We start from the raw sequence: 12,010 nt of genomic DNA, 5'->3' as shown, positions 1-12,010 counted from the left end.
ATTCTGATATTAAACTTGCCAACAATATTTGACAACAGTTATGCAACTTAAATACAACTAAAAAAAGCAAAAGGGTTCTGACTCAAACTATAATTTTTGGATTAAGGTTTGGGATTGTGGAACAAAATAGTCAAGCGTTGCATCTATCTAAGGAAAGAGAATAATTTAAAATTTGTGATCAAACAAAGATCATCTAGATATTTGAGTAGTAAATAGTAATCAAAGTTAACTTGCCCACAAAACTTCACAAAATTAAGTATAGCATTTTGTTGCATAAGGCTTGAAATTGGACATTAATCAGTTTATTGTATTTGGTTGAATGATGTAAATGTAAATCCATCCCGTTGGTTTATCAGGTGGATAGACAGGGAACCAAGCGACCAGATAAATTCACACCAAATTGATCCCCAATCCAGGTTGCCAATTCGTCAGTTTATCCACCCTTAACTATGGAGGATTACAAATAAAAATCATGCAATTGTTGGTGTTTGTATATTGACAAATGCAAAATGCTAATTAAAATAAACTATAAGGGCTTGCTGGCATGAGACTATCTGAACTAGATCCACTCATACCGCTAAATGAGTTGAGAGAAGAACTGCTGAAATTACCAAAAGGCTACTCTTTTTACGAGGATGAATTGGTAGGATTTCTATCAAAACGTAGATGGCCTGACACGGAACGTCGAATTGATAGAACCACATTTTGGCGGTGGCGTAATGACAATGGAATTGAACATCAAAAGGTATTCAGTCGCTTGGATGTTCTCAAATTGTGTCAAATTTGTGATCACTATCGTGTTGACGGAACTCGCAATGAATACCTGGCAATTATGAAAAAGAAAAAGGAACTAATGCTCAACAAATAATTGGAACTGATTCAAATTCTAGGTGGATATAGCTAAGGAATAGATGAAAATACATCCTCCTAGCTATATCTTGAAACTCTATCTTGTTAAATAAAATTCACCATATCAATTGCAGTTATCAAAAGAATGCTATCTACCGCCGTATCATAAGTAGCTTGTCTCAAACCACAAGGTTAAAAGGTGCTCAATGGCCATTAAAAAACCTGATTTAAGGGATAGTAAACGGATAACTAAAGGCATAATTATGGTAGACAAAGAAAAGCATTTACTTGTCAATTTTAGAAGTTGGTTGTTAATTAGTTTAGCGACTACCACATTTATATCTACCCTACTCATATCTTTTCAAAGTATTTCAAATTTCCAGACTAAATCCCAATCCAAGGTGGCAATTCCTATTAATAGTCCCAGTCCAATAATTACTGGTGTTGCTGCTTTAGGAAGACTAGAACCCCAAGGGGAAATAATTCGGTTATCTGCTCCTAATTCCTTGGGAGGAGGTATAAGAATAGCAAAACTTCTAGTCAAAAAAGGCGATAAAATTCGCCAAGGTCAATTAATTGCCTTTTTAGACAGTTACAGTCCTAATCTTGCAGCTTTAGAAAAGGCTAACAGACAAGTAGAAGTAGCAAAAGCAAATCTAGAAAAAGTAGAAGCTGGAGCAAAACAGGGAGATATTTATGCCCAAAAAGCCACCATTGGGCGATTGGAAGCAGAATTGCGTGGTGAAACATCAGCACAAAAATCCATAATTGCTAGATTGCAAGCTGAATTAAATAATGCACAAAGAGAAAATCAGAGATATGAAGATTTATATGAAAATGGAGCAATTTCTGCTTCAAATGCAGAGAGTAAACGTCTAAGAAGAGACACTCTACAGCAACAAATAAATGAAGCAAAAGCAGCACTAAATAGAACTCAAGAAACTTTGCAAAAACAAATAAATGAAGCTCAAGCAAGACTCAACAGTATTGTAGAAATTCGTCCCACCGATATACAACTAGCAAAAGCAGATCTGGCGAGCGCAAAAGCTTCAGTTACCCAAGCTCAAGCAGAATTAGATTTAAGTATAATTCGTTCACCGATTGATGGACAAGTTTTAAAAATTAATGCTTGGCCAGGAGAAATAATTAGTAGTCAAGGTATTGCTGAATTAGGGAGAACCCAGCAAATGTATGTGGTAGCAGAAGTTTATGAAACTGATGTTAAAAAAGTAAAATTAGGACAATCTGTAGACATTACTGCTGATGCTTTTTCAGGGAAAATTCAAGGAACAGTTACAGATATTGGATTGCAAGTTAATCAGCAAAATATTTTTAATAATAGTCCTGGTGCTGATACAGACAACAAAATAGTTGATGTCAAAATTCGGATCAACAATCCTAAAGACAACCAAAGGGTTGCAGATTTAACTAACCTACAGGTTCAGGTATGGATCAACATGTAATAGTTAAAAGTTAGGAGTCAATTCACATAAAAACTTAAATTAAGAGGTCTTCAAAATGATCCTAAATATTCCTCTGGCTTGGCTACAACTGGCTAAACAAAAAGTTCGGTTTCTTGTAGCTCTAGCAGGAATTTCCTTTGTTGCTGTTTTAATGTTTATGCAAATTGGGTTTCAAGATGCACTGTATGCTAGTGCCACACAATTGCATAAGAATATCGAAGGAGATTTATTTTTGATTAGTGCTCAATATAAATCCTTAACTTCTAACCAAAGTTTTCCTCGCAGTCGTTTATATCAAACCCTGGGTTTTAAGGATGTAGAGTCAGTTGATCCCCTATATGTACAGTTTGCTAAGTTAAAAAATCCGTTAACTGGGCGGAAATATCCCATTTATGTGCTGGGATTTGATCCGGTTAAATCAATATTTAAGTTGCCAGAAATACAACAAGATTTTAAATTACTCCAAATACCAGATCAGGTATTTTTTGACCGTGCTGCTCGTCCTGAGTTTGGTCCAATTGCCCAACACTATAGCCAAAATAAACCTGTCAGCATGGAGATATTCAGTTATCTGGGGTTAATAGGTTATAAAGTTAGGGTAAGTGGTTTATTTAGTCTTGGTCCATCTTTTGGGGTTGATGGGAATTTAATTGTCAGCGATTCTACTTTCATGCGAGTTTTTCGAGAGCGCAATGCCAATCAAATAGATATAGGGTTAATTCATCTAAGACCTGGTGCTGATTCCCAAAGGGTATTAGGTGAACTATCAGCTAACTTACCCGAAGATGTGATGGTTATGAACCGTCATGACTTCATCGAATTTGAAAAAAATTATTGGACTTTAAGAACACCTATCGGTTTTGTATTTAACTTGATGGTAATTATGGGTTTTGTGGTTGGTGTCATAGTTGTTTACCAAATTCTTTATAGTAATATATCCAGCCATTTGATTGAATTTGCTACCCTCAAAGCCATGGGATTTAAAAACAAATATCTCCTCAGAGTTGTTTTTCAACAGGCTCTAATTTTAGCAGGTTTGGGATACATTCCTGGATTTGCTATCTCTTTAGGACTTTACGACATAGCCAAAAATGCTACCCAATTACCCATTGTCATGGATGGTGATAAAGCATTTATTGTATTTATCTCTGCTGTGGTTATGTGTTTAACTTCAGGTTTTTTCTCCACTAACAAACTACGAAAGTTAGATCCGGCTGATATTTTTTAAAAACATTAACATCTCTCACAGTTGTCTAAAGTTGTTTCCCAAGTCGGAGGAAATATGAAAAGTTCAAACCCCATCATAGAAATTGAGGGCTTAAATCAGTATTTTGGTAAACCCAAATTAAAGAACCAGATATTATTTGACATTAATTTAAGAATTGACGCTGGTGAAATTGTGATTATGACAGGTCCTTCCGGATCGGGAAAGACCACCCTACTAACCTTGATTGGTGGTTTACGTTCTGTTCAAGAAGGAAGTTTAAAATTTCTGGGAGAGGAATTATGTGGAGTTAGAAACGGGAAGTTAGTCCAAGTACGTCGTCAAATAGGTTATATTTTTCAAGGACATAATTTGTTAGACTTTTTAACAGCTAGAGAAAATGTACAAATGTCTTTGGAATTACAGACCCATATTCCTCAAGGTCAAGCTAGAATGCAATCCCAATCCATCCTTGAGTCCGTAAAATTAGGTAACAGGATTAATTATTATCCTGAGGATCTGTCGGGAGGACAAAAACAAAGAGTTGCTATTGCACGTGCTTTAGTTAGTCACCCTAAATTAGTTTTAGCAGACGAACCTACAGCAGCTTTAGATAGTAAATCCGGTCGAGATGTGGTCAATATCATGCAGGAATTAGCCAGAGAACAAAACTGTGCCATTTTAATTGTCACCCATGATAATCGTATTTTGGATATTGCCGATCGCATTATTCAAATGGAAGATGGTAAACTTACTCAGCTTGATAATTAGGTGTTGGAGGATTCAAGAGAGATTTCTCTAGCAGAGTTGAGATCTAAAAACAAGCTGGCCTGTGGTTGACGATGTAAGATTGAAGCTGGACATTTGGAAGAAATATCCCCATATAATACCTCTTTGACTATTTTGGCTTTGCGGGTTTCTGGTGCTAAACACATTATCTTTTTGGCTGTGCAAATCAGTGGAATTAAATATAAGATGAACGTAGGACAGGTTTCATAGTTCAACCCATCCTACAAGTAATTGTGCCTCCCTACTTATGCGATCGCACGAATGTCAAAGATCTATAAAAATCAACTATGAATAAATGGTTCAACACAGCAGGTCCATGTAAATCAGATATTCACTACATGTTACCTCCTACGGAACGCCTTCCTAAAGTGCGTACTCTAATTGATAGACAAAATTACTTTGTTATTCATGCTCCTCGTCAGGTGGGTAAAACTACTGCTATGTTGGCCTTAGCCCAAGAATTAACCGAAGGTGGAAAATATACTGCTGTTATGCTTTCTGCTGAAGTAGGTGCTGCGTTCCCTCATGATCCTGTAGCAGCGCAGGGAGCTATTTTAACCGAATGGCAACAATCCATTTGTTTTCGTCTACCATCAGAACTACAACCCACCCGATGGCCTGCTGTTGATAACAGCTCACAATTAAGCATATTCTTAAGTAATTGGGCAGTAACCTCTCCTCGTCCCTTAGTGTTTTTTTTAGATGAAATCGATGCACTAAGCGATGAAACCTTAATTTCCATCCTCCGTCAACTGCGCTCAGGTTATCCTAACCGCCCTCAGGGATTTCCCCATTCTTTAGGTTTAATTGGTATGCGAGATATACGGGACTATAAAGTTAAATCCGGTGGGGGCGATCGCCTGAATACGGCAAGTCCTTTTAATATTAAGGTGGAGTCTTTAACTATGGGTAACTTCACTTTTACAGATGTAAAGACTCTTTATGAACAACATACAACAGCTACAGGACAGGTTTTCACACCAGAAGCTCTGGAATATTCCTTTTATTTAACCGATGGACAACCATGGTTGGTTAATGCTTTAGCTCGTCAAGCTACGGAAGATGTGGTGAAGGACATTAACCAACCCATTACCGTTGAAGTTATAGAAGAAGCCAAGGAAATTCTGATTCAGCGACAAGACACCCATTTGGATAGTCTTGCGGAAAGACTGCGGGAACCCAGAGTCAGAACTATTATAGAGCCAATTTTAGCTGGGGAGGAATTACCAGATGTTCCATCAGATGATATTCGCTACGTTCTGGATTTAGGACTTTGTCAGGATAAAAATGATCAGGGGTTAGAAATTGCCAATCCCATCTATCGGGAAGTTATTCCCAGAGTGCTAACATATACTACTCGTTCTTCCATAGGGGTGATAGAACCCAACTGGCTTAGTGATCAAGGCGAATTATTGCCTGATAAATTATTACAAGTATTTTTGGAATTTTGGCGACAACACGGAGAACCCTTACTGAAAAGCACCCCCTATCCAGAAATTGCTCCCCATTTAGTGCTAATGGCTTTTTTACACCGGGTGGTTAATGGTGGTGGTAGGTTAGAACGGGAATATGCTATTGGTTCGGGAAGAATGGATATTTGTTTACGTTATGGTAAAGTGGTAATGGGGATAGAACTGAAAGTTTGGCATCCAAAACGAAAAGACCCTCTCAGTCAAGGACTGAAACAATTGGATAAGTACCTTGCTGGACTAAACCTGGAAACTGGATGGCTAGTCATTTTCGATCGCCGTCCTAACCTACCTCCTATAGGCGATCGCACAACTACTCAAGAAGTAGTTAGTCCTGCTGGGAGGTGTATTACTGTCATTCGTGGTTAATTCGAGGAGTGAACAGACGTATTAACACCATAACTCCACCCCAGATATATACCTTTAATTGCCTGCTTAATATAATCTAATAGAATGTGATTATTCAGATTGTGACTGAATTTTAAGCGTAATATTCTGAGTAAACAGCGATAAATTAACAATGAACTCAAACGTAATATAAATATCCAGGATGGCATTTTATTATAGCCATGCTTTAAAGCGAAATAAGTCGTATTTTTTGCCAATGAGTACCAACAGGTCAGATGCTTTTGATCATAACGGTTATGGCTGGGTTGAGGATAATGATGTACAATTGTATCGCAGTAGTGAATTTCATAACCAGCTTGAATTAATCGTAAGCAAACATCAGTTTCATCCAAAAAATAGTCAAAAAACTCATCATAACCGTTGATTTTTTCCAGCAGTTCTTTACGGTAGGATGAATTTGTTCCCATCATTCCATTGTACCAAAAACCCTGGGATTGATTATGGTTGGGCACCTTTCCTAAACGAATGGGAATAGTATGACTCATAACATTAGTAATACCCTGATAATATTGCCAAGGAAGATCGGCTTTAGTCATATCTTTTACACTCCCACCGACTCCAGCACATTTATCGCCTTTTAAAGTATATGTAGTAAGTAACTTATCTAACCAATCTCTTTGGGGAATTGCGTCATCATCAATAAAAGCAACTATTTTGCCAGATGATTTTTGTGTGCCCATATTTCTAGAGACGCTGATGTTTTTGACAGAGGAGCGGAATATTTGAATGGGAAAATCCAAATCCATTTTCAGGTCATCCACCATTTTTCGGGTACTTTCATCATCAGAGGAGTCTATAATAATAACTTCAAAATATCGATAATTAATCTGATTTAACGACTTGAGAGTTTTTTCCAAAGAACAACAACGGTTGAGAGTGCAAATAACTATAGATACTAATTCTGGACTTGACATAATTATCCCTCATGACAGATTAACTATAAATAGTTGAAATTATCAACAACAATTTTTTTACCTTATTTACCCAAAAGGGGTGAAGTAGATTTGAGATAACCAGCTTATTAAAAGATTTGTCAGATTTTTTAACCAAGTGAGTCATCCGTAGGTATATTTTTAAAAACCCATACACTACTCCCAGACTATCCAATATAATTTGGGTGAAACAAATCTGGGATTTCACATAACCGTTACCGGTAAAGAAATAAAGTTGTTTAGACAAAAAAAGATAATAAAAATTTGGGTTCCAGTAGCTGACAATTGCTAAGTCTACGGGTTTAGAAAAACAAGATATAAATGATAAATAAACCCAAGCCCATAACTTATTATATTTGTTAGGTGGATACCAGAGAGTAAATTTTTGCTCTTGCTTAACATCTAAAAAATCGCAAATATGTTGATAGATAGAATCTTGTATTAATACCTGTCCATTATGAGGTAAAATTTCTCCTAAAGTAAAACTTGATAACAAATTGGGCATTTCACCTTGAATGAGGTTCAGGAAGTCCGTCATAGCTTGCAAATGAATTAATGCCCAAAAATGGCGTCCAGTTAAGGAATAATAAACCAACTTAGGAAATAATATTCTCAAGCGTCTTAATAAGAGATCTGGTCTGTGTTTGTGCCAACAATAGAGGAGATTGCGTTCATCATAATAACTAATCCAAGGACGCTGTTTAAAATCCGGTGAACAGTGCCAAATAATCGATGCGGGATGAGCAGCAATCACCCAACCAAATTGTTTAGCTCTCAAACACCATTCTACGTCATCAAAGTGTAAAAAATAGTTTTCAAAAACGCCTATTTGGTGAATAATTTCCCTTCTGAATAATAGTGAAGCAGCAGCACAAATATCTACAGTGAGATAATTCTTACTGTTTAAAATTTCTGCTGGAGATTGAACCGGTGAATTACCTAAATAGGTTTGCAAGTGGGCTTTGGGTTCGTGAATATAACTCCCTATTTCTTGAACAATATCTGGATTATCTAACTTCCTAATTTGAGATCCTACCAACCCCACTTCCGCATATGTGTTTAAAGTTTCCACTAAAGGGACTAAAGCATAAGGAGCTAACCGTACATCATTATCAAGTAACCAAATGTATTGATAATCAAGGTTACTGACAAAATTCATCCCTTGGGAAAAACCACCAGAACCACCAAGGTTTTTTCCGGTTTGTAAAACTTTGATATGTGGATAATGGAGTTCAAGATAATTCTGGGTTCCATCCTGTGAAGCATTATCAACCACAAAAATATCCAAAGATATGTTCTGTAAATCTAGACTTTCTATGTCTTTAATTACCGCACAAACATCCTTACGTTTGTTCCATGTGACAATAATAGCAGCGACTTTAGTGATTTTCATAAATCATAGACTAAGGTAAGTTGGCGTTAAAAGACCAAACTATGTAAAGATAAATAGGATAAGTGGGTGAGTGGAATTAAACATGAACGTAGGTTGGGTTGAGGAACGAAACCCAACGCCCTCATAAGGAGCGTAAAGATTCCATCCTTGGTATGCACAACCATAATCTCTGATTTTATCTAATAAAAAACCTCGGTTGTTTACTTCTGTTTTATCAGCTAATAAAATAGAATTAATAACCATTCTACCCTTATTAAAATCATATTCAATTGCTTGTTTACGCATGATATCTATGAGAGTGGCACCATCCCATAAATTCTGGCTTTGTATTTGAGCGTTAATTCTAGTTTCCATGAGAGATTTTACCTGTAATAAGAGGATAATAAGAAAGTTGACTAATGCGGTTTTCAAAAACTGTGAGAGCAGCAGCAACCACCTGATCCATGTTGTAATATTGGTACTGTGCTAACCTACCAACAAAAGTTACTGATGCCAGTTTATCTGCAGCAGTTTTATATTGTTCAAATAAATCACGATTTTCTGGACGAGGTATGGGATAATATGGGTCTCCCTCCGATTGGGGATATTCATAATAAATGGTAGTTTTCGGGTGTTTTTGTCCCGTGATATGTTTAGATTCTACTATTCTTGTAAAGTCATAATCATTGGGATAATTGACAACAGCAACAGGTTGAAAATATTCAACATCGTGAGTTTCAAATTCAAAGCGTAAGGAACGATAGGGAAGTTGACCAAATTTGTAATCGAAAAACTGATCAATTGGTCCTGTATAAATTAAATGGTCAAATTTTAACCACTTTTCCACATCTTGAAAGCTTGTATTGAGCATAATCTTAATATTGGGATGTGCCAACATATTTTCAAACATTTTTGTATAACCATGTAGTGGCATTAACTGATATTTATCGCCAAAATAACGGTTATCTTTATTTGTTCTCACGGGGATACGAGCGCACACAGAAGCATCTAATTGGTGAGGCCATAAATTCCATTGTTTATAAGTATAGTTTTTAAAAAACTTCTCATATAAATCATTTCCGACCTTACTGATTACAGCTTGTTCTGAATTTTCAATTCTGTCATATTTTTGCTTAATTTGTTCATAAAAATCTGCAACTTCTTCATTATTAAGATTTAAACCATACATTTTGTTGATTGTATTTAAGTTAATAGGAATTGGATATAAATCACCATCAACTCTGGCTAAAACTTGATGTTGATAAACTCGCCATTGAGTAAATTGGGAAAGGTAATCAATGATTTTTTTACTATTGGTATGAAAAATATGCGCTCCATATTTATGAATTAATACCCCCGCATTATCATAACAATCAAAAGCATTACCACCAATATGATGACGAGTATCAATTACCAAAACTTTACGATCCAGCTGTGTAGCTATACAATTTGCTAGAGTGCAACCAGCAAAACCAGCTCCAACAATCAGAAAATCAAACATTCTGTCATACATAATTTATTCTCCATATTTAGATGACTGTGGGGCTATTTCTAGATAAGTTTCCCAGAAATTAGGACTGGTAAATTTAGTAAATGAGTCTATATATTGCCGTTTAGTTCTTTCTAGTTGAATCATCATTAATAATGCCAACCACAAAGCCGATATAAAAATTCTAAAAAATTCTCTCCGGCAAAATTTAACTATGAATCCTTCCTGTGTTGTTAAGTTGTAATATAAAACTTTTTTCACCCTAAAGGTATTTAAGGGTCTACCATTATTAGATGGCACAATACTATATCCCTTATCGCTCAATGTGTCATCCTCAAAAAATAACCAATCGGGTAAAAGATGACCATTAAGGGTTAAAAGTCTCCAAAACCTATGTAATTTACTTTCGGTCTTTTCTACACTTTCCCAATATTTTTTATACACAAAGCATAGGTCTGGATTTCTACTGGTTTTTTCCTCAGATTGACAGACTTGTTTATGCTTTTCTTCGGGATGGTTAGCAACTAAAGCATGGGGACCTTTGAGGAAATCTACGGTGGCTTTGATAATACTTTTTGCTGTTTCATATCTATAGCAAAATAGTTCCCTTAACAAGGGTTTTAAAAACCATTTGATTGCTTTTATTCTACTAAATTCTTGTTCAAAATATAGACTATGGTAAATCATACTATTTCGGAAATAGTAATATTCAATAGATGGATTTTTTTTATTTTCAAATGGTTCATGCCATACACTTATACCATTTAAAATGATGATTTTTTTACCAATTCTTCGACAAAATTCTACATCGTCTACCTTGATAAAAAATGGATATGGTAGTCCATGCTCTTTGATTATGTGAACCGGAAAACAAAAAAACCACCAACCACTGTAATCAATATACTCATCTACTTCATTGAACAAGGTATCTTTTAATTTCCTTAAGTCCATATTCTGCTTGACGGGTACAAAACCTTGACTTCTGTTCCAGTATGCTCCTTTTTCATGCTGTATATATTTCTTATCTAGTCTTAACATACTACTGCCAAGACAAATTTCTTTTGCATATTTTCCATGGCATAAACTCAAGAAAACCCAGACTCTGTTAAAAATTTCTGGGTGAAAGAGAATGTCATCATCCATCAGCAGAATATGAGAGAACTGATTTGAATTTTCAATTACTTCCAGCATTCCTCTGGCAAAACCACCACTCCCTCCTGCATTTTTATTAGGTATAAGGTGAATTTTTAGGTTATTATTGATATCTTTAATATCTTCTATATTTAATGTTCTACCATTATCAATGATCCATACTTCTAATTGATTTCTATATTGGGGATTTTCTGAGAGATGTGATCCTAATAATTGAATATTTTTCTGAATATACTTTTCTCTTTTGTAAGTACAAATTACCAGTGCTATTTTTACCTGTTGCTTGGGTTGCTCGGAAGTTGAAAAGTGACCGTGACTAATCTGACACATTTCTAGAGCCAGGATTTCTAAATATATCATTCCCGTATAGGATGATATATCCAGATTTTTAAAAACTAGGATTTCCTCCAATTCCTTGGTTGTGTTAGTCTTGATTATTTTTTGTGCCAAGAGGGTTTTAGTTTCACCTAATCTGTCAATGTTATAAAGACTCACTTTGCCAGTACCTTGAAACTTTAAACTGACATTTATATCTACTAAACTAGTATATTCTCGCCAATTATCCACATAAAAACCATTAAAATATGTGTCTAAACTAACAAGATTACCCGGTTTTAACTCCAGGATTTGATGCTCATAGTTAAAGATTACCTGGTCATTATTCCTAAAAAATAATTCTTCAACTGTACAAATAGTAGTTGTGGGAAAAATAATATTTTGCAGATGATGGTTCTCTATTTTCTGGCGAGGAATCTGATGGAGAGAGGGCAATTCCAGTTGATTAACCATAAATTTTTTGTTCTTTATCTAAAGGATAAACACATCCTTGTGAATATCCTGTTTGTACTGTTATGGCAAATCAATAATCAAGATGCAAACCGAA

11 protein-coding genes are annotated in these 12,010 nt (G+C 35.6%); 5 read left to right on the top strand and 6 right to left on the bottom strand.

The annotated features are described in order from the left end of the window. Positions 1-544: 544 nt before the first annotated feature. The 4 genes from ASL19_RS15370 (at position 545) to ASL19_RS15355 (ending at position 4,287) form a co-directional block, all read left to right on the top strand. Entirely contained in the window at positions 545-868 is a 324-nt protein-coding gene (locus ASL19_RS15370) for a hypothetical protein (RefSeq protein WP_006278292.1), read from the top strand. Positions 869-1,112: 244 nt separating this feature from the next. Beyond that, the gene (locus tag ASL19_RS15365; protein ID WP_057179027.1) at positions 1,113-2,312 is read left to right on the top strand and encodes an ABC exporter membrane fusion protein; all 1,200 of its coding nucleotides are present in this window, start codon (positions 1,113-1,115) and stop codon (positions 2,310-2,312) included. 55 nt (positions 2,313-2,367) lie between these two features. Further along, positions 2,368-3,540 carry an ABC transporter permease DevC gene (devC, locus tag ASL19_RS15360; protein WP_057179005.1) on the top strand — a complete coding sequence of 391 codons (1,173 nt, stop codon included), beginning with the start codon at positions 2,368-2,370 and terminating at the stop codon, positions 3,538-3,540. 54 nt (positions 3,541-3,594) lie between these two features. Beyond that, the gene (locus tag ASL19_RS15355) at positions 3,595-4,287 is read left to right on the top strand and encodes a DevA family ABC transporter ATP-binding protein (protein ID WP_057179004.1); all 693 of its coding nucleotides are present in this window, start codon (positions 3,595-3,597) and stop codon (positions 4,285-4,287) included. Here ASL19_RS15355 and ASL19_RS17005 read toward each other — a convergent pair. Further along, a complete protein-coding gene (locus ASL19_RS17005; protein ID WP_200959893.1) occupies positions 4,284-4,451 on the bottom strand; it encodes a hypothetical protein in 168 nt (55 codons plus the stop codon). The two genes, ASL19_RS15355 and ASL19_RS17005, sit on opposite strands and share 4 nt — an antisense overlap. A 141-nt stretch (positions 4,452-4,592) precedes the next feature. On the opposite strand from ASL19_RS17005, the gene ASL19_RS15350 reads away from it, so the two are divergent. After that, positions 4,593-6,143, top strand: coding sequence for an ATP-binding protein (locus tag ASL19_RS15350; protein ID WP_057179003.1), 1,551 nt, complete (start codon positions 4,593-4,595; stop codon positions 6,141-6,143). Here ASL19_RS15350 and ASL19_RS15345 read toward each other — a convergent pair. Genes ASL19_RS15345 through ASL19_RS15325 form a run of 5 tightly spaced genes read right to left on the bottom strand, consistent with a single transcriptional unit; the run spans position 6,140 to position 11,916 of the window. Further along, positions 6,140-7,096, bottom strand: a complete 957-nt coding sequence (locus tag ASL19_RS15345; RefSeq protein WP_057179002.1) for a glycosyltransferase family 2 protein — start codon at positions 7,094-7,096, stop codon at positions 6,140-6,142. The two genes, ASL19_RS15350 and ASL19_RS15345, sit on opposite strands and share 4 nt — an antisense overlap. A gap of 19 nt (positions 7,097-7,115) precedes the next feature. Next, positions 7,116-8,507: a glycosyltransferase family 2 protein gene (locus tag ASL19_RS15340; RefSeq protein ID WP_057179001.1), complete on the bottom strand. Its 1,392-nt coding sequence runs from the start codon at positions 8,505-8,507 to the stop codon at positions 7,116-7,118. A 39-nt stretch (positions 8,508-8,546) separates the two neighbouring features. Continuing rightward, positions 8,547-8,861 carry a hypothetical protein gene (locus tag ASL19_RS15335; protein WP_057179000.1) on the bottom strand — a complete coding sequence of 105 codons (315 nt, stop codon included), beginning with the start codon at positions 8,859-8,861 and terminating at the stop codon, positions 8,547-8,549. Further along, the gene (glf, locus tag ASL19_RS15330) at positions 8,851-9,999 is read right to left on the bottom strand and encodes a UDP-galactopyranose mutase (RefSeq protein ID WP_057178999.1); all 1,149 of its coding nucleotides are present in this window, start codon (positions 9,997-9,999) and stop codon (positions 8,851-8,853) included. The genes ASL19_RS15335 and glf overlap by 11 nt, the downstream gene beginning before the upstream one ends. 3 nt (positions 10,000-10,002) lie before the next feature. Continuing rightward, the gene (locus ASL19_RS15325; protein ID WP_057178998.1) at positions 10,003-11,916 is read right to left on the bottom strand and encodes a glycosyltransferase; all 1,914 of its coding nucleotides are present in this window, start codon (positions 11,914-11,916) and stop codon (positions 10,003-10,005) included. Positions 11,917-12,010: the final 94 nt, after the last annotated feature.

The sequence above is a fragment of the Cylindrospermopsis sp. CR12 genome, from assembly GCF_001432185.1.
Classification (GTDB): domain Bacteria; phylum Cyanobacteriota; class Cyanobacteriia; order Cyanobacteriales; family Nostocaceae; genus Raphidiopsis; species Raphidiopsis raciborskii.
This window is presented reverse-complemented; position numbering and strand designations above follow the sequence as displayed.